This window comes from Promicromonospora umidemergens, from assembly GCF_024171995.1.
Lineage (GTDB): Bacteria > Actinomycetota > Actinomycetes > Actinomycetales > Cellulomonadaceae > Promicromonospora > Promicromonospora umidemergens.
Genome location: NZ_JAMTCT010000004.1, coordinates 377435 through 404152, shown reverse-complemented (window position 1 = coordinate 404152; position 26718 = coordinate 377435). Strand labels below are relative to the sequence as shown.

At 70.3% G+C, this 26718-nt stretch carries 26 protein-coding genes; 21 read left to right on the top strand and 5 right to left on the bottom strand.

The window, feature by feature from the left end; all coding sequences use genetic code 11:
* A partial coding sequence (locus APR04_RS10185; RefSeq protein WP_504967643.1) for an MBL fold metallo-hydrolase occupies positions 1–412 on the top strand: 412 nt, incomplete at its 5' end.
* Between the two features lie 114 nt (positions 413–526).
* On the opposite strand, the gene APR04_RS10180 is transcribed toward APR04_RS10185, so the two are convergent.
* Positions 527–1411, bottom strand: a complete 885-nt coding sequence (locus APR04_RS10180) for an alpha/beta fold hydrolase (RefSeq protein WP_253869696.1) — start codon at positions 1409–1411, stop codon at positions 527–529.
* An 81-nt stretch (positions 1412–1492) separates the two neighbouring features.
* On the opposite strand from APR04_RS10180, the gene APR04_RS10175 reads away from it, so the two are divergent.
* The 3 genes from APR04_RS10175 to APR04_RS10165 all read left to right on the top strand — a co-directional run bounded on the left by APR04_RS10175 (position 1493) and on the right by APR04_RS10165 (position 2725).
* Positions 1493–1957 (top strand): MarR family winged helix-turn-helix transcriptional regulator, encoded by a 465-nt coding sequence (locus tag APR04_RS10175; protein WP_253869695.1) that lies wholly within the window; start codon positions 1493–1495, stop codon positions 1955–1957.
* A gap of 88 nt (positions 1958–2045) precedes the next feature.
* Positions 2046–2405 carry a DMT family transporter gene (locus APR04_RS10170; protein ID WP_253869693.1) on the top strand — a complete coding sequence of 120 codons (360 nt, stop codon included), beginning with the start codon at positions 2046–2048 and terminating at the stop codon, positions 2403–2405.
* Positions 2405–2725: a DMT family transporter gene (locus APR04_RS10165; protein ID WP_253869691.1), complete on the top strand. Its 321-nt coding sequence runs from the start codon at positions 2405–2407 to the stop codon at positions 2723–2725. Before APR04_RS10170 ends, APR04_RS10165 begins: the two co-directional genes overlap by 1 nt.
* Here the strand turns inward: APR04_RS10165 and APR04_RS10160 are convergent.
* Positions 2722–3735, bottom strand: coding sequence for a TerC family protein (locus tag APR04_RS10160; protein WP_253869690.1), 1014 nt, complete (start codon positions 3733–3735; stop codon positions 2722–2724). The two genes, APR04_RS10165 and APR04_RS10160, sit on opposite strands and share 4 nt — an antisense overlap.
* Before the next feature lie 243 nt (positions 3736–3978).
* Here APR04_RS10160 and APR04_RS10155 point away from each other — a divergent pair, with 243 nt between their 5' ends.
* The 4 genes from APR04_RS10155 to APR04_RS10140 all read left to right on the top strand — a co-directional run bounded on the left by APR04_RS10155 (position 3979) and on the right by APR04_RS10140 (position 11314).
* Positions 3979–4179 (top strand): CsbD family protein, encoded by a 201-nt coding sequence (locus APR04_RS10155; protein WP_253869688.1) that lies wholly within the window; start codon positions 3979–3981, stop codon positions 4177–4179.
* 131 nt (positions 4180–4310) lie between these two features.
* Positions 4311–6806: a hypothetical protein gene (locus APR04_RS10150; protein ID WP_253869686.1), complete on the top strand. Its 2496-nt coding sequence runs from the start codon at positions 4311–4313 to the stop codon at positions 6804–6806.
* A 149-nt stretch (positions 6807–6955) separates the two neighbouring features.
* Positions 6956–9043 carry a hypothetical protein gene (locus tag APR04_RS10145; RefSeq protein ID WP_253869685.1) on the top strand — a complete coding sequence of 696 codons (2088 nt, stop codon included), beginning with the start codon at positions 6956–6958 and terminating at the stop codon, positions 9041–9043.
* Between the two features lie 186 nt (positions 9044–9229).
* Positions 9230–11314 (top strand): hypothetical protein, encoded by a 2085-nt coding sequence (locus tag APR04_RS10140; RefSeq protein WP_253869684.1) that lies wholly within the window; start codon positions 9230–9232, stop codon positions 11312–11314.
* Between the two features lie 13 nt (positions 11315–11327).
* Here APR04_RS10140 and APR04_RS10135 read toward each other — a convergent pair whose 3' ends face one another.
* Positions 11328–11666: a DUF192 domain-containing protein gene (locus APR04_RS10135; protein ID WP_253869682.1), complete on the bottom strand. Its 339-nt coding sequence runs from the start codon at positions 11664–11666 to the stop codon at positions 11328–11330.
* Positions 11667–11930: 264 nt separating this feature from the next.
* On the opposite strand from APR04_RS10135, the gene APR04_RS10130 reads away from it, so the two are divergent.
* From APR04_RS10130 to APR04_RS10075, 12 genes are all read left to right on the top strand, one after another.
* Positions 11931–12740 (top strand): hypothetical protein, encoded by an 810-nt coding sequence (locus APR04_RS10130; protein WP_253869680.1) that lies wholly within the window; start codon positions 11931–11933, stop codon positions 12738–12740.
* Positions 12737–13441 (top strand): Flp pilus assembly protein CpaB, encoded by a 705-nt coding sequence (gene cpaB, locus APR04_RS10125; protein ID WP_253869678.1) that lies wholly within the window; start codon positions 12737–12739, stop codon positions 13439–13441. The genes APR04_RS10130 and cpaB overlap by 4 nt, the downstream gene beginning before the upstream one ends.
* A 2-nt stretch (positions 13442–13443) precedes the next feature.
* Positions 13444–15096: a P-loop NTPase family protein gene (locus APR04_RS10120; RefSeq protein ID WP_253869677.1), complete on the top strand. Its 1653-nt coding sequence runs from the start codon at positions 13444–13446 to the stop codon at positions 15094–15096.
* Positions 15097–15099: 3 nt separating this feature from the next.
* Positions 15100–15462, top strand: a complete 363-nt coding sequence (locus APR04_RS10115) for a TadE/TadG family type IV pilus assembly protein (RefSeq protein ID WP_253869674.1) — start codon at positions 15100–15102, stop codon at positions 15460–15462.
* A gap of 15 nt (positions 15463–15477) precedes the next feature.
* On the top strand, positions 15478–16800 hold the full coding sequence (locus APR04_RS10110; protein ID WP_253869673.1) for a TadA family conjugal transfer-associated ATPase: 1323 nt from the start codon (positions 15478–15480) through the stop codon (positions 16798–16800).
* A complete protein-coding gene (locus tag APR04_RS10105; RefSeq protein WP_253869672.1) occupies positions 16797–17720 on the top strand; it encodes a type II secretion system F family protein in 924 nt (307 codons plus the stop codon). The genes APR04_RS10110 and APR04_RS10105 overlap by 4 nt, the downstream gene beginning before the upstream one ends.
* Before the next feature lies 1 nt (position 17721).
* Positions 17722–18603 carry a type II secretion system F family protein gene (locus APR04_RS10100; RefSeq protein ID WP_253869670.1) on the top strand — a complete coding sequence of 294 codons (882 nt, stop codon included), beginning with the start codon at positions 17722–17724 and terminating at the stop codon, positions 18601–18603.
* A 22-nt stretch (positions 18604–18625) separates the two neighbouring features.
* Complete coding sequence (locus APR04_RS10095) at positions 18626–19843, top strand: sensor histidine kinase (RefSeq protein WP_253869668.1); 1218 nt, start codon at positions 18626–18628, stop codon at positions 19841–19843.
* Positions 19843–20532, top strand: coding sequence for a response regulator transcription factor (locus APR04_RS10090; protein WP_253869666.1), 690 nt, complete (start codon positions 19843–19845; stop codon positions 20530–20532). Before APR04_RS10095 ends, APR04_RS10090 begins: the two co-directional genes overlap by 1 nt.
* 66 nt (positions 20533–20598) lie before the next feature.
* Positions 20599–20859, top strand: a complete 261-nt coding sequence (locus APR04_RS10085) for a hypothetical protein (protein ID WP_253869664.1) — start codon at positions 20599–20601, stop codon at positions 20857–20859.
* A gap of 26 nt (positions 20860–20885) precedes the next feature.
* Entirely contained in the window at positions 20886–22424 is a 1539-nt protein-coding gene (locus APR04_RS10080; RefSeq protein WP_253869662.1) for an OmpA family protein, read from the top strand.
* A gap of 2 nt (positions 22425–22426) precedes the next feature.
* A complete protein-coding gene (locus tag APR04_RS10075) occupies positions 22427–23179 on the top strand; it encodes a pilus assembly protein TadG-related protein (protein ID WP_253869661.1) in 753 nt (250 codons plus the stop codon).
* 74 nt (positions 23180–23253) lie between these two features.
* On the opposite strand, the gene APR04_RS10070 is transcribed toward APR04_RS10075, so the two are convergent.
* Positions 23254–24780, bottom strand: coding sequence for an RNA polymerase sigma factor (locus APR04_RS10070; protein WP_253869659.1), 1527 nt, complete (start codon positions 24778–24780; stop codon positions 23254–23256).
* A 276-nt stretch (positions 24781–25056) separates the two neighbouring features.
* Positions 25057–26115, bottom strand: coding sequence for an alpha/beta fold hydrolase (locus tag APR04_RS10065; RefSeq protein ID WP_253869657.1), 1059 nt, complete (start codon positions 26113–26115; stop codon positions 25057–25059).
* A 77-nt stretch (positions 26116–26192) separates the two neighbouring features.
* On the opposite strand from APR04_RS10065, the gene APR04_RS10060 reads away from it, so the two are divergent.
* Positions 26193–26669 carry a helix-turn-helix domain-containing protein gene (locus APR04_RS10060; RefSeq protein ID WP_253869655.1) on the top strand — a complete coding sequence of 159 codons (477 nt, stop codon included), beginning with the start codon at positions 26193–26195 and terminating at the stop codon, positions 26667–26669.
* Positions 26670–26718: the final 49 nt, after the last annotated feature.

Genomic DNA, 26718 nt, shown 5'->3' with positions numbered 1-26718 from the left:
CGAGGCCGACGCGCACTGGCTGGCCCGGTCCGACGACGCCGTCGAGCTGTGGCGGGGCGACCGCGAGATCCTGCCGGGTGTCACGCTGAGCCAGCCCGGCGGTCACTTCCCGGGCTCCTGCGTGGCGCACTGGGCGTCCGGCGCGTCGGGCAAGGGCGTGCTGCTCAGCGGCGACACGATCTTCGCCAACCCGGACCGCACGTCGGTGTCGTTCATGCGCAGCTACCCCAACCGGATCCCGCTCTCGGGGGCGGTGGTCCAGCGGGTCGCCCACCACGTGAGCCGGTTCGAGTTCGACCGGCTCTACAACAACTTCGACGGCGTCATCCCGACCGACGCCCGCCAGGTGGTGCAACGCTCAGCGAACCGCCACGCGGCTTGGACGCGAGGCGACCACGACCACCTGACGTGACCTGGGCCGGGCGGCCGGCTGCGGTGCGTAGTCGGCAGAACGTCAGGCGGTCGGTCGCTCGGAATGCCGACTACCTGACGTACTGCCGAACACACCAGTGCCGTCCGCGTGCGGTCAGCCCGCGTCCACGTCCCCCAGGAAACCGAGCATCGCGGCGGCGAGCTCCGCAGGTGCCTCCAGTGCGGCGTAGTGGCCGACGCCGTCGAGCCGCGCCGTCGCGATGGGTGCCCCGGCGACGCGCGAGAGAGTGTCCGCGGTGAACGATCCGCCGCCCGCACCCACCGCGAGCACCGGCACCGCGATCGGACGCTCGGCCGTGAGCTCGCGCAGCTCCTGGCCCTCCGTGAGCATCGAACGGTAGAGGCCCGCCGCGCCGTGCCAGGCGCCGGGGCGCGCATAGGTGCGGGCGAACTCCTCCAGGTCCTCGTCCGTGACGGCTCCCGGCGCTGCGGTCATCGCCCGGAAGGTCGCTTCGAGGAACGCCAGCTCCCGGCCGGCGAGCAGCAGGTCCGGCACGCCGGGAGCCGCGAGGGCGCCGATGTGCCAGGAGCCGCCGCGGGTGACGTCCGCCAGGGCCTCCAGGCCGAAGCCGGCCAGGCCCATCTCGATGGCGGTCAGGCTGAGGACGTCCTGCGGGTGTGTCGTGACCAGGCGTAGCACCGTGCCGCCGGCGATGTCCTGCGCCGCGACGTGCACGGGCCCGACGTCGAGGTGCGCGATCAGCTGGTGCAGGTCGTCCGCCGCCGCGGCGCTGCCGTGATCGGCGCCGGCCGGGCTCGAGTCGCCGAAGCCGCGCAGGTCGACGGCGAAGACGCGGTGGTCGGCTGCGAGGTGGGGGAGCAGCCGGTGGAACGTCCACCAGGTCTCGGGGAAGCCGTGGACGAGCAGGACCGGCGACCCTGACGTGCCGGCGGACACGTAGTGCAGCTCTGTGTCACCGAGCTGGATCACGTGATGAGCGACGTCGTCGACGGTTCGGCTGGGGATGGTGGTGGTCACGATGACTCCTTGTGGACAACTGGGTTGTCTATTCAGACTAGACAATCAGGTTGTCGAAAGCAAGGGCCGTATCCTGGGCCCATGTCTCGCTCGGGCGCTGATCTCGCTCTGCTGCTTCTGGGTGGCTACCGGTCCCTCGTGGAGTCGGCGGGCGCCGAGCTGGCGGCGCGCGGCCACGACGATGTCCGCCCCGTCCACGACTTCGCCATGCGGGCGATCGCGTCCGGGGCGAACAGCGCGTCGGAGCTCGGCCGCCGTCTGGCGGTCTCGAAGCAGGCCGCCGCGAAGACCATCGCGGTGCTGCTGGAACGTGGCTATGTCCAGCGCGGCGTCGACCCGCACGACGCGCGGCGCAAGCGGATCGAGGTCACTCCGCTCGGCTGGGAGGTCATGCGGCAGGGTGAAGCGGCCTTCGACGCCCTCCGCGACGGCTGGGCGCGCCGTATCGGCGCCGAGGAGCTCGCGGCTCTCGAGCGGCAGCTTGCCACGCTCGTCGGTGACGCCGCCGTTCGTCCGGAGGCCGCCGGCGGGGCCGCGCACGACTGAAGCCCGTGCGAGGCCGGGCCTCCGCAGCCGAGGGGAGGGCGGCGAGCCTCGCCGTCGGCCCACGCCTGACCGACGAAAGGAGCCGACCATGACGAAGCAGACCACCAGGAGGTGGCTGTATCTGGCCGGAGCCATCCTCCTGGAGGTGACCGCGACCCTGTCGATGAAGGCGGCACTGGAGACCCCGGCGCTGTACGCGGTGGTGGTCGCCGGCTACCTCGGCTCGTTCGTGTGCCTCACCTTCGTCCTGCGGGCCGGGATGGCGCTCGGGGTCGCCTACGGCATCTGGGGTGCCGCGGGGGTCGCGCTCACCGCGCTCATGTCGATGGTCCTCTTCGCCGAGCCCATCACCCTCCTGATGGCCGTCGGCATCGTGCTCGTGATCGGCGGCGTCCTGTGCGTCGAGCTCGGCGCACAACGAGCGCACGAGACCGAAGAGGTGGCCTGATGGCCTGGCTGTTCCTGACCGGCGCGATCCTCTTCGAGGTCTCCGCCACGCTCGCGCTCCGGGTGGCCTCCACAGGGAGGAAGGTCTGGTTCATCGGCGTCGGCGTCGGCTACCTCGTCGCGTTCACGATGCTCGTCCAGACCCTCGCCAACGGGATGCCCCTCGGCGTCGCCTACGGGATCTGGGCCGCCGCGGGCGTCGCCCTCACCGCCGTCCTGAGCAAGATCCTGTTCGGGGAACCGCTCACCGGGCTCATGGGGCTGGGCATCATCCTCATCGTGGGGGGCGTCCTGCTCATCGAGACCGGCGCCGCCCACTAGTCCCGGCGAAGCAGCCGATCGTCCTGCGTACGATCGCGGGTGGCGTAGAGGCTGGTCACGGTCACCGTGGCGAGGACGGCGAGGATCACGCCGAGCGACGCGAGGGTCGGGATCTCGGGGACGCTCGCCCAGATCCCGTGGGCCCAGTGCAGCACGAGCTTGACGCCGATGAACGCCAGGATCGTCGCGAGCCCGTACCCGAGGTGGACCAGCTTGCTCAGGGCGCCCTGGAGCACGAAGTACAGGGCGCGCAGGCCGAGCAGGGCGAAGGCGTTGGTCGCGAACACGAGGTACGGGTCGCTGGTGATGCCGTAGACGGCGGGCACCGAGTCCACCGCGAAGACGACGTCGGTGGCGAAGATGGCCACCACCACGACCGCCAGCGGGGTGAGCATGCGCCGCCCGTTCTCGCGGACCGAGAGCCGGGGGCCGCGATAGTCCTCCGTGACGGGCATGAAGCGGCGGATCAGGCGGACCGAGCGCATCTCGGAGACGTCGACGTCGTGCGCGCCGCCGCGGAGCTGGTCGACGAGGATCTTGACCGCCGTGGCGAGGAGGATCGCACCGAAGAGGAGGAACGCCCAGCTGAGGTTGGCCAGGACCGCTGCCCCGAGCGCGATGAAGATCCCGCGGAGGACCAGGGCTCCGACGATGCCGAGCAGGAGGACGCGCTGCTGCAGCGCTGGCGGCACCGCGAAGGCGGTGAGCAGGAGCATGAACACGAAGAGGTTGTCGACCGACAACGACTTCTCGACGAGGTACCCGGTGAGGTACTGCACGCCCGTGCTCGAGCCGAAGCCGGCCCAGATCCACCCGCCGAAGGCGAGCGGGAGGGCGACGTAGAAGGCGCTCCAGCCCAGGGCCTCACGCATCGACACCTCGTGCGGGCGTCTGGTGATGAGGAAGTCCATCGCGAGCAGAGCGAGGACGGCGAGGATGGTGACGAGCCACATGGTGGGAGTGGCGACAGAGGTCACGGCAGAGGAAGTACCTGTGCTGGTGGCGAGCATGGAGTCTCCGTAGTAGATGGCTCCGAGGTCTCCTTCACCTTGCACTGCAAGGTCGTCGCCCGAGGTCGCTGGTGCGCCGTACTGACCGGACGATGTTAGGGAAGTACTCCCCTCGCACTGCGCATCCTACGGCATCGCGGGCAGTGCCCGGTCCCGGAGGCGAGTGGGTCTCGCCCGCGTCAGCCTGGGACGGTCAACGTGCCGGAGACCCGGGACGCAGGACCAAGGAGTGAGGGGAAGCTGATGAGCGCAGACGACAAGACCGAGAACGCGACAGAGAAGGGCCTCGGCAAGGCGAAGGAAGCGTTCGGGGACGCCACCGGCAATGACGAGCTCGCTGCCGAGGGCAAGACCGACCAGGCCAAGGCCGACGTCAAGGACGCAGGGGAGAAGGCAAAGGACGCGGCCGAGAACGCCAAGGACGCCTTCGACAGGAAGAAGTAGCTCCTCCCGTGGTGGGGCCGTGACCCGCGGCCCCACCGGGCAGGCCTGGGCCCGAGGGCCCAGGCCTTCTGGGTGCGATGTTGGGTCGCTGGGCCGTCGTGACCTGCGGTTTCGGTCCCTACGTTGGGTTAATGGCTAGTGACGTCGAGGTGAACTCCTTCCGCGCGACGAGGCGCGGTCGCCGCGGGGCCGGACAGGCGCGTCGGGCTGGTCGGGCCGACCGCGAGGCCGGGCAGGCACTGCCGGAGTACGTCGGGGTGACCGGCCTGGTGCTGCTGGTGGTCGTCGCGATCGTGTTCGGCGCGGCCACGCCCGTCGCCGCAGACGTGAGCGAGCAGCTCCTCTGCGCGGTGTCGTCCATCGCCAAGGAGGACGTCGCCGGCGAGGACTGCGGGGACGGCGTCACCGGCGGTGGGGGCGGTGCGGGAGCGCCCGAGGACGGCTACGGCTCGCCGACCGGCGACTGCGAGGACGACGTCACCTTCAGCTCCGTGCCAAGGGAGGGCCTGCCCGAGGACACCCCCGTCGTGCAGATCGACTGTGTCTGGTATCCCAAGGCGGAGAGCTGCCTGCCGGACCCCCTGCCCGAGGGCTTTCCCAGCCGGGACGGAGCGTATCCCGAGGCGGAGGTCCAGGACTTCGTCGACTGCGTGCTCGACGGCCGCGGTGGACCGAAGGACGACCCGAACGACGAGAGCTGCGCCACCGCGATGCCGACCAGCGGCGAGATCGATGAGGACGCGCCGCCGAAGGTACAGGTGGGTTGCCGCGAGTGGCCGGTGCCCAAGGGGTGCGAGGCCGAGTGGGCTGCCTATAAGGACGCGCCGGCGGGCAAGGAGCGCGCCGCCGTGACCGGCGACCTGGTCAACTGCATCTCCGACAGGTACGAGTCGGCCGAGTTCTACTGCATAGTGCAGGCCACCGGGCACGTCGACAGCTCGGAGATCACGTTCCTGTTCTTCCGTTGGGGTGACAACAACGGCACCCTGATCGAGAAGCTCGGCGACGGGCGGATCCGGATCCACGTGCTGCGCGGGGTGGAGCTGGGCGCCGGCATCACCGGTGACCAGGTGGGCGGCTCGCCGATCAGCTTCGACGTCGCCGGCATCACCGGGTACGCGAAGGACAAGACCTACGAGTTCACGGACATGCAGAAGGCCCAGGACTGGATCGACTGGTACAAGCGGTACAACCAGACCGAGGAGCTCGTCTTCAGCCCGATCAGCCGCAACTGCGGCCCGAACCCCCAGCAGAGCTTCTGCCAGCCGCGGGAACACATGCCCGACATCAGCGACCTGCAGGACCTCGAGGGTCAGGAGCCGGAGCACCACGAGCTCGCCGAGGCGGACAGCGACATCAAGAAGGTCAAGCTCAAGGGCGGGCTCACCCTGACCGGCAAGTCGGGCCCGGCCGAGCTGGCCGGCGGCATCGAGGGCGGCTACGAGGGCGAGATCCAGATCGAGGACCGCCGCTGGTCGGACGGGAGCCGGACGGCGACCTACTCGTCCTCCGACATCGGCGGGTTCCTGATCGGCGCGTCGCTCGGTGGCAAGACGCCGTTCACCAGCAAGAAGGACAAGGAGAGCTCGGGGGCGGCGTCCGGGTCGGGCAAGCTGGGCACCGAGTGGAAGGGCACCACGGCCACCACCATCGCCTGGGACACGGAGGGCAAGCTCTCCAAGGTCGTCATCTCCATGGACGACCAGGTGATGCGGACGCTCTACAAGGCGGGGATCGACGTCGAGGCGGCGCTGCCGTACGGCTTCGCCGTCGGCGGTGGGTACTCCAAGTCCGAGGAGAAGGGGACGATCTCCAAGCGGGAGCTGATCATCGATTTCAACCAGTACCCGCATCTGCGTGCCGAGCTCGGCCCGCAGATCGCCAAGATCTTCCCCCGGGACGACGACGGCAACCTGATCAAGGGCGACGTCGAGCTCGACGGCACCGAGCAGCCGGGCGGCCTCCTGTACGAGGCGGCCGTGGACCACGCCAACGTGCGTGAGCTCAAGTACGACGCGACACGGACGACCGAGAGCGGCAGCGGCGGCCTCACGTGGCAGGGCCTCGACCTGTTCAAGGTGTCGTTCACCTCCGTGGACGAGGAGCAGACGCTCAAGGAGTCGTCGTTCGAGGTGACCGACGTCGACGGCGACAAGCAGAAGATCTCGCCCGCGCCGAAGTGCGCCGACGAGGACTTCGTCCAGCCGCCCGCCTACTACACCGACGACTTCTCCGACCCGCCGACGGCGACGTCCGACTCCGACCACGACATCGGCGCGCAGCACGTCGACAACGACACGCCGAAGTTCACCGAGGGCACCTACCCAGGGACGGACTACGCCGGGGACGCGCCGGGCGACCGGGACGACCTGATCCACTCGTTGGTCGACGAGTACTCCGAGGACTTCCCCGACAAGAACATCCTGGTGGTGAAGGACTTCGACAACTTCGAGTTCTACCACCCCTTCGGTCTGGTGCACCTGGCGACGGTGGGCGAGATGGACGTCGTCGCGCTGAGCTCCGGGAAGGTGCAGAACAAGGGGGACGGCGGCTGGATCAACTGGGGCTTCACGGGCAGCTACGACTACGACGCGGACAAGAAGACGGTCGAGTTCAAGCAGCGGTGACCGGCCGGGTGCACGTCGCGCAAGCGGTGGGCCCGTGGCCCCACTCTCTGGGGCCGCAGGCCTATGACCTGCGGAAACAGGACGATTCTGTACCCGGCGGGACTGCTCCCGGACAGTTCGAGTTCACCGTCCGCGGCTAGTTTTCGAGGATGACCAGACGCGATCGCGAGTCCGGCCAGGCCCTGCCGGAGTACGTCGGGGTGACCGGCCTGGTGCTGTTGGTCGTCGCCATCGTGCTGGCGGCGGCGACGCCGGTGGCGGCTGACGTGAGCGAGCAGCTCCTCTGTGCAGTGTCGCCCATCGTCAAGGAGGACGGTGCTGAGGACTGTGGGGACGCGGGCGGGGGCGCGGAGGAGCCGGGGGGCGAGGAGTCGCCGGGGGACGGGTACAGCCCGCCGTCGGGCGACTGCGAGGACGACGTCACGTTCGAGTTCGTGGACAAGCCCGAGTCGCAGTGGGACACCGCCGTGGTGCAGATCGGCTGCGTCTGGTACCCAGGCCCGACGATCTGCTTCTCCGCGAACATGCCCGAGGGGCACCTGGACCGGGACCGCGGGGACCGGGTGTATCTCGGTGACGAGATCCAGGACTTCGTGGACTGTGTGCTCGATGGTCGTGGTGGTCCGCAGGACGACCCGAACGATGAGACCTGTGTCAATGCGATGCCGACCAGCGGCGAGATCGACGAGGACGCCCCGCCGAAGGTTCAGGTCGGTTGCCGTGAGCTGCCGGTGCCCAAGGGCCGTGAGGCGGAGTGGGCGGCGTACAAAGACGCGCCGGAGGGCAAGGAGCGGGCCGCGAGGTCGGGGGAGCTGTCCAACTGCATCTCGGAGAAGTACGCCACGATGGAGCCGCCCTGCGTGGTCGAGGCCACGGGGCACGTGGACAGCACGAACGTCCAGTTCCTGTTCCTGCGTTGGGGCGACACCAACGGCACGCTCATCGAGAAGCTGGGCGACGGGCGTATCCGCATCCACATCCTCAAGGGCGTCGAGGTCGGCGCAGGCTTCAGCGGCAGCGAAGTCGGCGGCACGCCCATCGCTTTCGACATCGCAGGCATCACCGGCTACGCCGAGGACTACACGTACGAGTTCACGGACATGCAGAAGGCCCAGGACTGGATCGACTGGTACAAGCAGTACAGCATGTCCGCGGAGATCGTGGCCGGCGGCGGCGGCCGCAACTGCCCGCCCATGATCAGCTACTGCCCGCCCCCGCCCCCCCACATGCCCGACGTTGGCGACGTGATGCAGCTCCAGGATGACGAGCCCGACCACCACCTGGTCGCCACCTCCACGAGCGACATCAAGAAGGTCAAGCTGAAGGGCGGCCTGAAGTGGGGCCCCAGCACCGGCGCCGTCGAGCTGAAGGGCAGCATCGAGGGCGGCTACGAGGGGGAGATCCAGGTCGAGGACCGGCAGTGGTCGGACGGCAGCGTGACGGCCACCTACACCTCGTCCGACATCGGCGGGTTCCTCATCGGGGCGGAGCTTTCCGGCAAGCAGCCGTTCACGAAGGACAAGAAGGGCAAGGAAGACAGCTCAGGCAAGGGCAAGGGCAAGGGTCAGCTCGGCGGCGAGTGGAAGGGCACCACCAGCACGTCAGTGATGTGGGACAAGGACGGGAAGCTGTCGCGGCTCGTCATCGCCATGGACGACCAGGTGATGAAGACGCTCTACAAGGCGGGGATCGACCTCGATCTGGTGCTGCCCTACGGCTTCAAGGCCACCGGCGGGTACAGCAAGCAGGAGGAGGAGGGGACCCTCTCCAAGACGGAGCTGATCATCGACTTCAACCAGTACCCCGAGCTGCGCGACAAGCTCGGCCCGAAGATCGACGAGATCTTTCCCCGGAACGACGACGGCACGCTGAGGAAGGGCGACGTCGAGATCAACGGGGAGGACTCCGAGGGCGGCGAGCTGTACGAGGCGGCCGAGGACTACGCCAACGTGCGCGAGCTCAAGTACGACATGGACCGGGTCACCGAGGGCGGCGGGTACGGCCTCAAGTGGCAGGGTCTCGACCTGTTCAAGGTCGAGTTCACGTCGGTCGACGAGAACCGGACCCTGTCGGAGTCGTCCTTCGAGGTGATCGACGTCGACGGCAACAAGCAGAAGACCTCGCCGGCGCCGCAGTGCCGGGCGAAGGACTTCAAGATGCCCGACGGCTACTACACGAGCGACTTCTCCGCCCCGCCGACCCCCACCTTCAGTGGTGGCAGGAGCTTCAACAGCTAGTGACCCGGAATCGGTCACGTTCGAGCAGCGGTGACGGCACGGGGTGAAAGACGTGCAGCCCGGTGGGCCCGTGGCCCCACTTTCTGGGGCTGCAGGCCTATGACCTGCGGAAACATCATCAACCTGTACCCCGTGGGGACCGCTCCCGGACAGTTCGAGTTCACCATCGCCGCCTAGTTTGCGAGCATGACCAGACGCGATCGCGAGTCCGGGCAGGCACTGCCGGAGTACGTCGGGGTGACCGGCCTGGTGCTGCTGGTCGTCGCGATCGTGCTGGCGGCGGCGACGCCGGTGGCCGCTGATGTGAGCGAGCAGCTGGTCTGTGCGGTGTCGCCGATCCTCAAGGAGGAGGGCGTCGAATACTGCGGGGACGGGGACGGGGACGGGGGGTCCGAGGAGCCGGGCGATGAGAGGTCGCCGGAGGATGGCTACAGCCCGCCGTCGGGTGACTGCGACAAGGACGTGACGTTCACGGCCGCGGAGAGGCCTGATCTGCAGTGGGACAAGGCCGTGGTGCAGATCGGTTGCGTCTGGTATCCGCAGCCGCCGTCGTGCTTCAACCTGCCTGACGGCTATTGGACCAGTGAGGACCCGGTGTATCTCGCGAGCGAGGTCCAGGACTTCGTGGACTGCGTGCTCGACAGCCGGGGCGGTCCCAAGGATGACCCGAACGACGAGAGCTGTCTGGACGCGCTGCCGGCCAGTGGTGAGATCGACAAGGACGCACCACCGACGGTCCAGGTCGGTTGCCGTGAGTGGCCGGTGCCCGAGGGGTGCGAGGAGAAGTGGTCGGCCTACGAGGACGCAGCGGCCGGCAAGGATCGGGCCGGCCGGTCCCAGGAGCTGGCCGACTGCATCACGGAGAAGTATGCCTCGATGGAGCCGCCCTGCCTCGTCGAGGTCACCGGGCACGTGGACAGCAAGAACATCCAGTTCCTGTTCTTCCGCTGGGGCAGCAACAACGGCACGCTGATCGAGAAGCTCGGCGACGGGCGCGTCCGTATCCACATCCTGAAGGGCGTCGAGCTCGGCGCCGGGGTCAGTGGCACCGAGGTGGGCGGCTCACCGGTCAGCTTCGACATCGCAGGCATCACCGGCTACGCCGAGGACTACACGTACGAGTTCACGGACATGCAGAAGGCCCAGGACTGGGTCAACTGGTACAAGCGCTACAGCGACTCCGTGGATCTCATCCACAGCCCGGTCGCCCGCAACTGCGGTCCGGTCCCGGGCCAGCAGAGCTTCTGCCAGCCGCGAGAGCACATGCCCTCCGTCGGCGACGTGCTGCAGCTCCAGGAGGACGAGCCGGACCATCACCTGGTCGCCACCTCCACGAGCGACACCAAGAAGGTCAAGTTCCAGGGTGGCCTGAAGTGGGGTCCCAGCACGGGCGCCGTCGAGCTGAAGGGCAGCGTCGAGGGCGGTTACGAGGGTGAGATCCAGGTCGAGGACCGGCAGTGGTCGGACGGCAGCGTGACCGCCACCTACACCTCGTCCGACATCGGGGGGTTCCTCATCGGCGCGGAGCTCGGTGGCAAGGGGCCGTTCACGAAGGACAAGAAGGACGACAGCTCGGGCAAGGGCAAGGGCAAGGGACAGTTCGGCGGCGAGTGGACGGGCACCACCAGCACGTCGGTGGTCTGGAACCCGGACGGAGAGCTGTCGCGGCTCACCATCGCCATGGACGACCAGGTGATGAAGACGCTCTACAAGGCCGGGATCGACCTCGACCTGGTGCTGCCCTACGGCTTCAAGATCAGGGGCGAGTACAGCAAGCAGGAGGAGGAGGGAACTTCCTCCAGGACGGAGCTGATCATCGACTTCAACCAGTACCCGGACCTGCGGAAGACGCTCGGCCCGAAGATCGACGAGATCTTTCCCCGCAACCCCGACGGCACGCTGAAGAAGGGTGACGTCGAGATCCAGGGGCAGGACTCCGAGGGCGGCGAGCTCTACGAGGCCGCCGAGGCCCACGCCAACGTGCGCACGCTGAAGTACGACATGGACCGGGTCACCGAGAGCGGCGGGGTCGGCCTCAAGTGGGAGGGCCTGGACCTGTTCAAGGTCGAGTTCACGTCGGTCGACGAGAACCAGGTCTTGTCCGAGTCCTCGTTCGAGGTGACCGACGTGGACGGCGAGAAGCGGACCACCTCGCCGGCGCCGCAGTGCAAGGCGATAGACTTCGTGGCACCCGACGGCTACTACACGAGCGACTTCTCCGCGCCGCCGAACCCCGTCTTCAGCGGTGGCGAGAGCTTCGACAACCAGTGACCCCGCAACCGGGCTACGCCCCGTCCAGCGCCACCCGGCTGCCCGCCCGCAGCCCCCAGCGTGCGAAGCTCCCGACCGGGGCCTCCAGCACCTGGGTGGCGCCACTGCGCGGCATCGTCATCGCCCAGGGGCGCAGCACCCGGGCGTGCACCACGCGCAGGTCCGCGGTGAGGAACGCGACGTCGAGCGGCACGCGCATCCATGCGCCGTGCACCGACGAGCAGGGGCGCAGCAGGAGCGCCTCTGGCAGCACGCGGCGGAACAGCATCCCTCGTGCTCTGGTCAGGACGGTGTCGGCGACGACGACCTCGGCGACGGTCCGGTCGTCCACCAGGAGCTGGATCTGGCTCACGTGCGTTCCTCTCGGCAGTGCCGGCGGAGCCGGACGACCGCTCGCTCAGATGAGCGAGCAGGTACAGGAAAACGCTCAAAAGATAACTGATACCGCCTGTTATGTATACGTTCAGTGCATAGATCTGTACAGTCCGTGGGGCAGGCGTGCGCGAACAGGTGCTTTTGTGGCTGTGACGTAGAGGGACCGCGTGGAAGACGTGGAGGCAGTACTCAGGGGTAGTCCGGTCATCGACCGGGCCCGTGCGTTCAACGAGGGGGCACCGTGCAGGTCATCGCGATCGGGGGGCCGGAGGGTCTGCATCCGGCCGTGCACCGGGTGGAGACCGCGCTCGGGGCGGTCGTCGAGGCCGTAGCAGATCTCCTCGCCGACGACGTCGTCCTCGCCACCCGCGACGAGCCGGCCCGGCAGGTCGCCCGGTCGGCCCGCCTGGTGCTCGGGCCGGAGCGGATCGGGCTGCTGCACGTCGATGTCCCCGTCACCGCGTGGGCGGTGCTGCTCGAAGGCCTCTCGGCCCAGGGGCTCACCGCGTCGTCCGCTCGCGCGGTCGCCGACGAGGTGCTCTCCCACACCACCACGCGGGCGCTCCTCTCGAGCGTCGCCTCGCTGCAGCGCCCCACGCCGACGTTCCGCCAGCACGCGGGCAGCTACCTGCCGCGCGCGGCGTTCGTGATCGACACCGGTCGCGGCACCGTCGCCCGGTTCCGCGGGCGGCTCGGGGTGCCGGACGGCGGCGACGTGCTCGTCGTCGCGCGCTCGGTGCGGCCGGTCGTGCGCGACGAGGACGAAGACCTGCTGCCCCGCACGCCCGACACCGAGCTGACCGTCGCGGACGCCGGCTGGTCGGCGTCGCGCTGGTTCGAGGTGTCGACCATCGACGGCGCGCTGAGCACTGCCGTCGCGAACGCCCTGTCCAGGTCGTACCTCTGGGGCGCGTGCGACGCCTGCGGACGGGCCGTGGCCGGGGCCTGCATCTTCTGCGACATCACAGAGCGCCGCGCCCGTACCGCGCGGCCCGACCGTGGCGAGCCGTCTCGCCCGAATCTGCTCGACACCCAGGGAGTGGTCAGTTGAACCCGCGCCAGCGCCGAGGAACCTTCTTTCTCGTCGTCACCTCGATCCTCGCGGTCGCCGTCTTCGTCGGCGTCCTCTCCTACGTCCGCACCGTGAGCTCCCAGGTGGGCCCCGTGGTTACCGTGCTGCAGCTCAACCGGTCGGTCGATGCCCTCGAATCGATCGACGAGTCCATGCTGGACGAGGTCGAGATGCCGGAGCGCTGGGTCCCCGAGACCGCGGTGCGTGACGCTGAGGACGCCGACGGCCTGGTCGCGGCTACCGCGTACGAGGAGGGCTCGATGCTCCAGGGCGGCATGCTGATCGAGCGGCCCGGCGTGCAGCCAGGGTTCCGCGAGGTGGCGATCCTCGTGGACGCCGAGACCGGCGTGGCAGGCAAGGTGGAGCCGGGCGATCACGTGGACATCATCGCGACCATGGGCGGCGGCGCGGGCGCGAAGGCCGTGTCAAGGGTGTGGGTCTCGAACGTGCTGGTGCTCGAGGTCGGCCTGCCGCAGGACGTGGAGGACCCGGACGGCCTGGCCACGACCAGCGGCCTGCCGGTGACGTTCGCGCTGAGTACCGAGGACGCGTTGACGCTCGCCTACGTCGAGTCGTTCTCGGTGAAGATGCGTCTCGCTCTGCGTGGAGCGGGCGACGAGGACATGCTCCCGGCGGAGCAGCGGGTCTACGACGGCGCGGCGCCAAAGGGCGGGGAGTGACCATGGTGACCAAGGTGCTGCTCGCGACGCCGTCGCACGAGGTCAGGGACCACCTCGGCCACGTGTTCGCGGAGTCGGACGGGTTCGAGCTGGCCGCGGCGGTGTCCGACGGCGCGGGCGTGCTGACAGCGCTCGACCGGCAGCCGGACATCGGGATCGTGGTGGTCGACGAGGCCGCCGATGACGGACGTGGGCACGCCGTGGCCCGCAGCGTCGGGCTGGCCACGCCGCTGACCGGCATCGTGATGGTCGTGGACGCCCACGGCCCGGACGAGATGAGCCGGGCGATGGCCTCAGCGATGGAGGTGGGGGCGCGGTCGGTGATCGCGCGGAACGCGGGCCTCGAGGAGGTGCTGACCCGGCTCGAGACGGTGGCGTCGTGGTCGGCGATGGCCAGGGCATCGATCGCGGCGGAGCGCAACGGCGGCCGCAGCGGCCAGGTCGTGGCGATCGCCGGGGCGAAGGGTGGCGTCGGGACCTCGGTGCTGGCCCTGCTGCTCGCCCGTGCGGGCCGCTCGAACGACACCACGCTCGTCGACCTCGATCTCGGGTCCGGCGACCTGACCGCCTACACGGGAGTGCGCACCCGTCGCTCGATCGTGGACCTCGTCGCCGTCGAGGGTGACGTCACCGGGCGCATGCTCCGCGAGACCACCTACGAGGTACAGGGCGGGCTGCGGCTGCTTCCCGCCCCGAGCGAGGGCGAGCGGGGCGAGGAGATGACGTCGGCTGCGACCCGCTCGATCGTGAGCGCCCTGCGTTTCGAGTCCGGCCTCGCGGTGATCGACGTGGGCACGCACCTGGACGAGCCGCGCGCCACGGCGCTCGAGTTCGCTGACCGGGTGCTGCTGGTCACCACGCCCGATCTCCCGGCGCTGCGGTCCGCCCGGCGCACCCTTGCGCAGTGGGACCGGCTGGCGATCCGGCGCCCGGAGGCGGTGGAGCTCGTGCTCAACCGGCGCACCCCGCGCGACGAGGTCACCCCCGCACTGGTGGAACGGATCGTGGAGCGCCCCGTCGCGTTCACGGTGCCCGACGGCGGCCCCGCGTTCTCCGTAGCGGTCAACACCGCGACGCTGCTGGAGACGCCCACCCCGGTGCACACGGCGGTCGCCAAGGCCGGTGCGGCGGCGATCCGTCCGGAGGCGACCCCGGCGCAGGAGGGCGGCTCCGACGGGTCCACCGAGGTGGAGAAGCTGGTCACCGCGTCGACCCGCCGGCAGGACCGGAGCAAGGAGGTGGGCCGGAAGCGGGCCGGGCGTGCCCGCCGGCCGGCCGCCGACGCAGAGGCAGGCCAGTCGACGGTCGAGCTGCCGGTGGTGATCATGGTGATGCTCATGCTGGTCCTGCTGTGCGTCCAGGGCATCGGGTGGGCCTCTGGCCTGCTGGCCGCGCGGGCCGCCGCGCAGGAGGGCGCCCGCACCGTGGGCGTGCTCGGTTACTACGACGCGGTCGGGGCACCTCGCGAGGAGGTCCTCGAACAGGTGCGGGAGGACGTGCACGACCGGCTGCCGGACTCGATGCGCGACGCCGTCGGCGACTCCGACATCGAGGTGCTGCCGGACACGGTCAGCGTCAGGGTGACCGTGTCGACGATCCTGCCCGGCGTCGACCTCTCGGCGTCCTCGTCGGCCGCCGTGTACCGGGAGGGCTGAGCCATGTCCGGCAGGACGCGCCGCGAACGCGGGCAGGCGACCGTCGAGCTCGTCGGCCTCGTGTTCGCCGTGCTGCTGGTGGGCCTCTTGGCGATCCAGGGCATCACGGTGGCGCAGACGGCGTCGATAGCGCAGGAGGCGGCGCGCAATGGCGCCCGCGCCCTCAGCCTGGGCCAGGACTGGAAGGCCGTGGTGGAGCGCACGGTCCCGGACGGGCTCGACGTCCAAGATCTGGAGCCCGACGTCGACGACGGGACTGCCCGGGTGCGGGTGGAGATCTCCGCGCCGCTCGGCCTGGCGGGCATGGACATCGTCGATCTCGCTGTGACCCGTACCGCTGCTTTCCCCGTGGAAGCCGACAGATGAGGCGGAAAGACTGACATGGCGCTCCGTGACCGGCTGGCCGCCGACGAACGGCACGACGAGGACAACGACCTCGCGAAGGTGTACCGCGAGCGGCTGCTCGAGGAGATCGACGTCGACGAGCTCGCCCGGCTCTCGCCCTCCCAGCGGCGGGTGCGGCTCGAGCGGGTCCTGTCCCGCATCCTGTCGGTCGACGGGCCGGTGCTGTCGGCGCGCGGGCGCAGCGCGCTGGTGCAGCGGATCACCGACGAGGCGCTCGGGCTGGGGGTCCTTGAGCCGCTGCTGGCGGACGAGTCCATCACCGAGATCATGGTGAACGGTCCGCAGGACGTGTTCGTCGAGCGGTACGGCAAGATCGAACGGGTACCCGCTCGGTTCGCGTCGGTGGAGCAGCTGTACCAGACGATCGACCGCATCGTGTCGCAGGTGAACCGCCGCGTGGACGAGTCTTCGCCGATGGTGGACGCCCGGCTGCCCAGCGGTGAGCGCGTGAACGTGATCATCCCGCCCCTGGCGCTGGACGGGCCCACCCTGACGATCCGCCGCTTCCCGACGCCGTTCCGGATGGGCGAGCTGGTGGACCGGGGCACCCTGGACGTGGCCACGGCGAGCCTGCTGGCCGCGTGCGTGCGGGCGCGGCTGAACATCGTCGTCTCGGGCGGCACCGGCTCGGGCAAGACGACGTTCCTGAACGCGCTGTCCGGCCTGATCCCGGACCACGAGCGGATCGTCACCATCGAGGACGCCGCCGAGCTGTCCCTCCAGCAGGGGCACGTGGTGCGGCTCGAGTCCCGCCCGGCGAACGTCGAGGGGCGCGGCGCGGTAGCCATCCGCGACCTGGTGCGCAACGCGCTGCGGATGCGGCCGGACCGGATCATCGTGGGGGAGGTCCGCGGCGGCGAGACCCTGGACATGCTGCAGGCGATGAACACGGGGCACGACGGCTCGGTGGCCACCGTGCACGCGAACACGGCGCGGGACGCGCTGGGCCGGCTTGAGACGCTCGCGTCGATGAGCGAGCTCGACCTTCCGGCCGCGACCCTGCGGGACCAGATCAACTCGGCGATCGACCTGGTGGTGCACCTGGAACGGGCGCAGGACGGGTCCCGCCGCGTCACGGAGCTGCAGGCGGTCACCTCCCAGCGGCGCGAGGAGTACGCGCTGACGCCGCTGATGCGGTTCGTCGCGGACCCGATCGGCCCCGACCGCTCGGTGGCCGGGGAGTTCGTGCCCTTCGCCGCACCCCCGGAGCTGGTGGAACGGTTGCACCGGGCCGGCGAGGCGGTGCCGGCGCCGCAGGGCTCCGCGCCCGTGGCGGACGGCGCAGGAGGTGCCGCATGACCTTCCTGCTCATCGCTCTGGGGCTGCTGGTGACGCTCCTGATGGCGGCTGCGACGGTGGCGACCCTGGTGTGGAACGCGGAGACCGAGCGGCGCATGATGGAGTCAGCCGACCTGGACCGGACGGCCGGCGTCCCCGTGTTCGCTCGGCTGGACGTGCAGCTGCTCCGCGCCCGGTGGGGACAGCGTCTGGTGGCGCTGCTGGCAGGGGCGGGCCTGCCGACGTGGTCGCCGTCGCTGTTCCTCGCCGCCGCGGCCGCCTCGGCCGCCGTGGCCGGGTTGATCGTCCTGCCGCTCTTCGGCTGGGCGACGGCGGCGATAGCGGTGCTGGTCGTGGCGGTGGGTGCCCGGCGCTGGCTGGACCGGCGTCGCAAGCAGCGCGTGGACCGGTTCGTGGCGCAGCTGCCGGAGCTCGCCCGGCTGCTGGCGAACGGCGCGTCGGCCGGGCTGGCCGTACGGCGGTCGCTCGAGCTGGCAGCTGAGGAGATGACCGAGCCTGCCGCGTCCGAGGTGGCCCAGGTCGGCGCCGAGATGGCAGTCGGTCGGTCCATGCGGGACGCCCTCGCCGGACTGAGCCAGCGGCTGCCGTCCCGTGAGCTGTCGGTGCTGGTTCAGACGTTGACGATCCAGGGACGATCTGGTGGTGAGCTGGTGACTGCGCTCTCGGGCATCGGGGCAACGCTGGAGGAACGGCGGCGGCTGCGGCGCGAGGTGGCGACCGCCACGATGGGGGCCCAGTTCTCCGGGTACACGGTGATCTTCCTCGCGTTCGGTGCGGTGGCGCTGATGAACGCGTTCAGCCCCGGTGTGGTGGACGAGATGATCACCAACCTGGTCGGCCAGGTGGTGCTGCTGGTGGCGACCGGCCTCTTCGTGGGCGGGTACTTCTTGGTCCGGCGCCTCGCACGAGTGGAGGTGTGACGTGCCGGGACTACTGATCGCGGCGGCCGCCGCCCTGCTGGTGGTGCTCGGGATGGTCGCAGGCCGGCTGCTGACCAGTACCGGCCTTGAGGACATCGAGGCCGAGTACACGCCGGACGAGGAGCCGAGGCAGCGCGGGTTCGCCGCGGTGCTCGACCGGATCGGCGCTCCGCTGCTGCCCGTTGCGGTGCGCCTGCACGGGCGGTCCCGGCTGCACCGGCTGGATACCGCCATCCGCAGGGCGGGCCGACCGGAGGGCGTCACGTTGACGATGTTCGTCCGCAGGGAGTCGGCGCTCGTCCTGCTCGGCATCCTGGTCGGGCTCCTGTTCACGCTCCAGGACCGGTGGCAGATCGGTGTGCCGATGGCGCTGGTGCTCGGCGCGTGGATGCGGCTGTGGCTCCATACGGCGGCCGCCAGGAGGCGGCAGCAGATAGACGCGGAGCTGCCCGACTTCCTCGACGTGCTCAGCGTGACGGTGACCGCTGGGCTGGGCTTCCGACAGGCCCTCGAGCGCGTGTGCGAGTTCCACGGCGGTGCCCTGGCCGCCGAGATGCGCACCGCCCTGCAAGAGATGAACGTCGGCGTGTCGCGGCGACAGACCTTCGTGGCTCTGCGGGAACGCAGCCGTTCACCGGCGGTCGCCACGTTCGTGACGGCTCTGCTGCAGGCGGAGGAGCTCGGCGTGCCCATGGCGGACGCGCTCACCGGCATCGCCTCCGACGTGCGCCGCGAGCACGCGGAGACCGTGCGTCAGAAGGCGGCGCGGGCCACACCCTTGGTGTCGCTGGCGGTGACGGTGACGATCCTGCCTGGTGCGCTGATCCTGATCGTGTCGTCCGTACTGATCGCGAACGCGGGGGTCCTCGGTGAATTTTTCTGAGCGGCTGAGCCCAGGGCAGGCCATGGACGCCACGACCCAGCGAGCCATCGGCAGCACGGTGCGCCTGCTGTGCCAGGTGCGGCTGGCGGTCCTGGCCTTTGCCCTGGTGCTCGCCCTGCTCGACGGTGCAGGCCTCCTCGGCGTCTTTCTCGTGCTGCTCGCGGCGCCCTTCTCGTTCGTGCCGGCGCTGAACTGGGAGACCCGCGGCAGGGTCTACGCGCGCAACGGGCTGCTGCTGGCCGCGGACACGGCAGTGGCCGTCGTCGTGCTGCTGCCGCTCGCAGGGTCGCCCCTCATGGCGGTCTACGCGGCGGCGACCGCCGCGCTGTGGGGGCTCTTCGCCGGCTTGAGGCTCGCGCTGGTCATGGCGGTCCCCCTGTGCCTGTACCAGCTCACGGCGTACAGCGACGGTTGGCGCGGTCTGGTCACCGGGATCGCGGGAGCGGCGCTCACCGTCGTCATGGCCTCGACGGGGACCCACCTGGGACGGAGGCTGCGCCGGCAGACGCTGCTGTCAGCCGAGCTCGCCACGGCGCGCGAGGACGAGGCCGCGCTGGCAGAACGGCTACGCCTCGCCCGTGACCTGCACGACACGGTGGCCGGAGACCTCGCAGGGCTCGCCCTGACCGCTCGCGGACTCGCCGACCGGCTGGACCGAGAAGGCGCGCGCCCTGGCACCGTCGAGGTGGCGCACGGGCTCAGCGGCGCCGTCAGCACCGTGCACCAGCACACCCGGCGTGCGCTCGGCGAGCTGCGCGACGAGGACGCCGGTGTCGCAGAACCAGTGACGGAGATCGCCAGGAGCTGGACGGAGCGGACCGGAGTGCCTGCAGCGGTCCACGTGGCGCCCGGCGTGGACGACGTCGGCGCGGTCCGCGCGCGGCACGTCCGGGCCGTGGTGACCGAGCTGCTGGAGAACGTGCGCAAGCACGCGAACGCCTCCCGGGTCGAGGTTGCGCTGACCACCGTCGACGGGGCGGTGGAAGTCCTCCTCATGGACGACGGGGTCGGCCTCGGTGACACGCCCACGGACGGCCGGTACGGGATGCGCGGCATCAGAGAACGGGCAGAGCTGTGCGGCGGCGGCGCTACCTGGGCGCCCGGACCGGACGGTGGGACCGTCGTGCGGGTCCTGCTGCCGACGGAACCAGCCGACGGGTCCGGCCGAGCGAGCGACGTCGTGCCGGACCGGGCGACGCGGGCCCCTACGGGGCGCCCATGGACAGCGGAGGTGGCGTGATGCGAATTCTTGCCGTTGACGACAACCCGATCATTCGGATGGGACTGCGGACGCTGCTTGACGGGACCGACGGCGTGACGTCGGTGATCGACACCGGAGACCCTGACGAGGCCGTCACCCGGGTGCGCGCGGGCCAGGTCGACGTCGTGCTGCTGGACGTCCGGATGCCCCGGATGAGTGGGCTGGAGCTGCTGCCACGGCTGTCCGACGCGACCGTGGTGATGCTGACCCACACCGACGACCCGTCGACGGTGTCCGAGGCGCTCGCCGCAGGTGCGGCGGGCTACCTGGTGCACGGTGCGCTGGAGCCGGCGGCGATGGTGGACGCGATCCGGCTGTGTCGGAACGGGAGCCAGGTGGTCTCCGGGGTCTCCAGAGGGACCCCCGCTCCCGCTGCTGCCGCCGCTGCCGCCGTTCGCGGTCTCCTGTCCCGGCGCGAGGCCGAGGTGATGGACCTGGTCGCGGACGGCCAGTCGAACCGTGAGGTCGCCGCACTCCTGTTCATCTCGGAGAAGACCGTGAAGAACCACGTGAACAGCCTCTTCGCCAAGCTTGCGGTCACCACACGGAGCCAGGCCATCGTGCGCTGGCTCCAGCTGGGCCCGGATGCCGGTAGTGCCGTGGGCCCAGCGGGAACGGGCCCTTCGGTAGGGCCGCGCACCCTGGGCGCTCGGCCTGCCGCTCCATAGGTTTGCTGGTGTGGCCGCGACCCGCAGCCGCGGCCGACAACCGGACTTCTATGTGTGGAGGACATCATGAACAAGCTGACCGAGAAGACAGTCGCTGCCCGGGTAGCGCTGACGGCCTACGCCGTGCGTGCTGTGTGCCGGGTACGCGCCGAGGAGCGCGGCCAGGCCAACGTGGAGTACGTCGGCGTCATCCTGGTGGTCGTGGCGATCGTGGGTGCTGTGATCGCCGGGATCACGACGGTCGACGAAGCGATCGTCAAGCAGCTCACCGACGCCATCAACAAGATCGGCGGTGGCGCTGCCACCACCACTACCACCACTCCGTAGGTCCGTAGGAAGCAATGGAGGTGTTGATGCGCCGGGTCGTGCTCACCGCGCTCGCGGTCGGCCTCGTGGGAATTCTGCCCGGTTGCGGGCTCGTCGGTCCTGGACCGAGCGAGCCGACCGGTTCCCCGTCCCGCGCGTCCGCGCCCCAGACCTCGCCCGGAGGCACGACGCCTCCGGGCGAGGTCGTCGCCGTCGACCGGGAGTGGCACGGTGCGCTGGTGCACCTTGACGTGCGTCCCGTCGAGGTGGACGGCTCGCTGGCGGTGCTGCGATACGAGTACAGCGCGGCACCGGTCGACCCGGCAGCGGAGCTGCGGTCGTCCGACATCGTGCTGGCCTTCGGCGGGCTCGGAAACTCCGTCACGGACGGCCGTGGCGTACGACTGTTCGATACCGGTGAGGGCTCGGTCCACCCCGTCGCGCGGACGCTCGGCGGGTTCCCTGCGGCAGCGATCGAGCAGGTGGACGACGAGCCCGACGCCGTGCGTGGCTCGGCCGTCGCCGTCTTCGCCGCCCCGGTGAACGAGTCGGTGGACGTGCTGTTTCCCGAGTTCGGCGTCGTGACCGTGCCCGTCGTCGCGGCCGGTGACGGCTTCGACTCCGCCGTCGAGCAGGTGGGCGGCGTCGGCGACGCGGAGACCAAGAACCTGCGCGCCTTCACCCAGGCCTACGACGACGAGTCCAGGACGTCCGCGCAGGACGGCGACGTCACCGTCACCCTGGCCTCCGACGTCCTCTTCGCCTCGGACAAGCACACGCTGTCCACGTCTGCGCGCAATGTGGTGGACAAGGCCGCTGCATCGATCCTGGAGCAGGCGGACGACGGCGAGGTGCGCGTGGTGGGGCACACCGACGACGTCGACACCGACGCCTACAACCAGAAGCTCTCCGATCGCAGGGCCCGCTCCGTCGCCGAGCACCTCCGCGCGCAGCTCGGCGGCGACTACTCGGTGACCGAGGAGGGGCGTGGCGAGACGGAGCCGGTCGCCGACGGGACCAGCCCCGAGGCCCGCGCCGCCAACCGCCGGGTCGAGATCCACTTCCAAGGCCACCTGGTCGTCGAGCGGGACGCCACGAGCGACGTGCCGGAGACGGACGCGCCGACGGCGAAGAACTCCGCTGTCACCTACTCCTCGGACAACGGCGAGTACACCGTCGAGGTCCGGTCGATGGTGCGCAGGCCCGAGGCGCTCGTCGGCACCCTCGTCGCTGAGCGCGTCGCAGGTGAGTCGATCGATGGCGCCTGGTTCCTGCCCGCCCACGCGGGGATCGTCGGCGACCGCGCGTTCGGCACCCTGGCCGAGGCGGCCGGTCCGCACAATCTTTCCCTGCTCGGCGGGAGCGATCGGGTGCTGCCCTTCGACTACGTCACGGAGAAGAGGCCTGGCGGATTCGTGGTGCGCCGACTGCTCGGCGACGAACAAGTCACCCCGCTCGAGCTCGGGGAACGGACGCTGATCACCGTCGTCTGGCCGGACACGGGCCAGGACACCGTGACGGTCGACGCCCCCGACCGCTTCCGGATCACCGACGTGCCGGTGACCGATCCGCCGACAGGAGACTGACCGTGGCACGCACGACGTCGGACGACCGCGAACGCGGGTCCATGCACGTGATGACGATCCCCATCGCCGTCGGCCTGCTCAGCGCAGCGGTGCTCGTCATCGCGATGGTGGGCTCGGCGACGAACGACCGCCGCGAGGCCGGTACGGCCGCCGACGCCGCGGCGCTCGCCGCGACCCAGGAGTGGGACCGGAACCTGGGTCTGCTGCACGGCCTGCATCTCGGCGTTTCCGAGCCTGAGGGGTTCTGGGGCCTCGCAGAGGGGGCGGTGCTCGGTCTGGAGCTCGAAGACGACATGAGGGAGGCGGCCCGGACGTTCGCCGAGCGGAACGGAGCCGAGCTGGTCGGCTTCTATCCCGACCCCGAGAACCTCCGAGTGACCGTCGAGGTGGAGCACGACGAGCTGATCCCGGGCACCGAGGTCCGCTCGACGGCGTCCGCCACCGCAAGCATCACGCTGCGCGGCGGGCTGTGCGTGGGCGAGGACGGCCTGGGGTGGCTGATCGACGGGCTGTGCGCCACCGAGCCCGAACCGGACGAGGAGGGCTCGGAGGACGGGTCCCAGGACGGCGGCCTGGACGAGGGTGACGGCGAGGGTGACGGCGAGGGTGGCGCCGAGGGTGATGACTCGGAGGATGGCGACCCGGAGGGCGGCGACCCGAAGGACGGCGACTCGGAAGGCGATCTCGAGCCGGAGCCGGAATGGACCCCGCCAGAGGTGGACCCCTACTCGAGCACGGTAGTCCTGACGGACTGACCTTGGTTGTGAGGACCTTGGTTGTGGGCGCGATCGTTGAGCCTGTACCGGGCGCATCGCCGCAACGGTCGCGCTCACGACCAACGCGTGGTGGCTCGGCGAGCGCGGCGGTGGAGGGCGACGCCGCTCAGCAGCGCTCCCGGCACGCCGGCGATGCCGGGTAGGGAGATCCAGGTCGTGTGCTGCTCGCCGCGGTTCGGCCCACGTTCGCCGTCGCTGCCGGGACCCTTCCCGTTGTTGTTGCCGGGACCTTGGCCGTTGTCCTTTGCCGGCCCGTTCCCGTTGGGGTTGCCCGGGTTGCCGGGCGGACCGCCGGAGCCGGCGGCGGGCGGTGGCCTGGTATCGGGCGGCTCCGGCTCCGGCTCGGGCTCGGGCTCGGGCTCCGGCTTGGGAGCAGGGGCGGCCGGGGGAGCGGGTTCCTGCGGGGCCGGGCGGTCAGCGACCGGTCGCGGGGCGGGTCGTGGCGCCGGTGCGGCGGGGACGACCTCCGGCTCGGGCACTGGCTCGGAGGCAGGTGCCTTGTGCTCGGGCGGAGCCGTGGTGTCCGGTGGGGGAACCGCGTCTTCCTTGGGTGTGGTCGCCGTGCGTGGACGCGGATCGGTCGGCGGGATCGACGGCGGCTTGTCCTGCGGTGCCGACTCCGGAGGGTCCGGCGCACTGGGAGCCTCGGCGACGGCTCGGGTGTCCTGGATGGCCAGGACGGGTGGTTCGGCGCTCTGGCTCGCGGTCAGTGCCAGCGCGCCTCCGCTGATGGCCAGGACGGCCAGGACTCCGGCCGCGACAGCGGTCTCCTTCCTGCCCAAGGAGCGTGGTCGCTTCCCGGTGCTCTTGGCCTTCGCCCCGGCTGCGCCGGTACCAGTGCCGCCGGCGACGGCGACGGCGCCGGCCGCGCTGGTGGCGAGCCCGCCGGCGACGACGTGCTGGCCCAGGTCACGCAGCATCCAGGACACCTCGCGCACGTTCATGAACGCGCGGGTGCACTGGGCGCAGCCGTCCATGTGGACCTCGAGGCGGCGTTGCCGGCGGGGTAGCAGGCGTCCCTTGAGGTAGTCGTGCATGGCGGCGCGGGTGGTGCGGCACTCGGGTTCGCGCACGGCTTGGGCGTGGGCGGCGGCGAACGCGCCGGCGAGGCGTTCCTCGGCGCGGCGTAGCCGCATGGTCACGGCGTGGGGTCGGACGCCGAGGTCGGTGGCGATGTCGGTGACGGCACGGTCGTGGACGTGGCGTTCCAGGAGGATCTGGCGGTCGTCGTCGGCGAGGTCGGCCAGGGCGTCGCGGAGCATGGTGACGTCGGCCTGGCGTTCGGCGTCGAGCTCGGCGCCGGCGACGGGGGGTGTCAGGCCGTCGAGGGTGTCGTCCTCGACGGGTCGGGTGCGTCCTGCTTCGCGGGTCATGCTGATGGCTTCGTTGACTGCTGCGCGTCGCCAGTAGGGGGCCGGGTCGTCGATGGTGGTGCCGGTGGACACGATCCGGACCATCTTCTCGAGGGCGCGGCTGGCGGCTTCCTCGGCATCGATGCCGGGCACGCGGGCAGCGACCGAACGCACGACGTCGGGACGATGCACGACCCAGGCGACCCGCACGTCACCGGTGGCGGTCACGCGGCCCTCCCGTCCTACGCATCGCTCGCTCGCGAAAATGCCGGAACGCGCAGCTCGAAGCGAGCTGTGCAGACGAGGGATGCGGGTGGAATAACGCCAGTGAGGACCTTCGCAAAAGATGCCCGGAATGGCTGAGGTGGTGCGGTGTTCCACCCGATCCCAACGCCCCTAGCATACGGAAAGAGCGCTCAGTACTCCCCGAAGTGGCGATTGGAGGCCGTCGGCAGCCCGTGGTATCTGCCGTTCACATTTCGGCCGGATGGACGTACGCCGATCTCACTCACCGAGAAAATGCAGCAGCTCAGCGGTGACGAGCTCGGGGTTCTCCTCGACGAGCCAGTGACCAGCGCCCGGCACGTCCACCGCCCGCACGATGTTGGCCAGTCGCGGTGCCGCTGTGGCCCGGATCGCGTCGAGCTGCCCCTGCGCGGTCATGAGCAGAGTCGGCGTATCCACCGGGGCCGCTGCTGTGGTGTCGCGGACGTCCTGGTCGAGGGACCGGTAGAGCTCGAAGCCGCCAGACAGCGCCTCGGGCCGGCTGTAGGTTCGCGCGTACTCGTCGATCTGGGCGTCGGTGAACGGGGACCGGTCCGAGGTGCCGCCGAACGCCGCGCCCTCGAACGAGACCTGCGGGTAGAACATCGCCAGGTACTCGCGGACGTCGTCGTCGACCAACGCCTCAGGGACCTCCGGCTGGGAGTGGAAGGCGATGTGCCAGCTCAGCGAGCGGTAGGCGGTTGCATCCAGGGCGGGTCCGGGCAGGGGCAGGTCGAGATAGCCGAGGCGTGCGGTGTCCGCGGGGAACTGCGCGGCGTACTGGAACGCCACCGCGGCGCCCAGGTCGTGCCCGACGATGCTGACGTCACGCACCCCTAGCTGGTCGACGACGAGGGCGTGCACGTATCGCGCCAGGGTGGCCTTGTCGTAGCCGGACGGGCGTCCGGTGCTGTCGCCCAGCCCTGGCAGGTCGATGGCGTAGACGGTGTGCCGCTCGGCGAGCTCCGGCATGATCGACCACCAGCTGAACCACGTCTGCGGCCAGCCGTGGAGCAGGACCACCGGGGTGCCGCTCCCGCCGGTCACGTAGTGCATCCGGACGCCGTCGACGGAGGCGAGCTCGTGCCGGAACGCGCCCTCGAACTCGGGGTCGTCCTGCGTGGCGGCGGCGTATCCCGAGGTGCTGGTGACGTGCGCGGTATCAGGTTGCGGGGCGTCGGCCGCCTGCGGGACGCAGGCGGCTAGCCCGGTGGTCAGGAGCAGAGCGAGCGTGGTGGTCACCACCGCCGTCGGACGTCGGCGACGGCGGCGTGAGGTGGGCACTGGTGCGGCGGTCATCGGGGATCCTGTCCGGTGAGATGTGCTGTCAGCACAAGGACTTGCGGGCAGCGCCCAGCCTGTGACTTCATGTCAACATGAAGTCAATCTCTGTTTCCGAAGATCAGTCGGTCTGGTCGGTAGGTGACCTCGCCGCGCGGTTCGGCCTGGAGACCCACGTGCTGCGCCACTGGGAGTCCATGGGCCTGCTCAGTCCTGCCCGGGACGGTGGCGGGCGCCGCCGGTACGGCACCGACGACGCCTTCCGCGTCGCCACGATCCTGCGGAGCAAGGCGGCCGGCATGAGTCTGGAGCAGATCCGCGTGCTGCTCGACGGCGGTGCCTACGACCGGCACGTGATCCTCGAGGCGCACATCGCGGACCTGGAGCAGCGCATGGCCGATATGGAGCTGTCTCGCGACATGGCGCGCCACGCCCTCGAGTGCCGCGCCCACGACATCACCGCGTGCCCGAACTTCCGGTCGCACGTCCAGGACATCGTCGACGGGAAGATCGGTCAGGGGCCGAGCCTGGTCGAGTCACTGCGCATCGGCTCGTCGGGATTCGGTCGGTAGTCCGGTCGGCGGCGCGCTCTGGGCAGCGGCGGATCCGCTCGAGCACGCG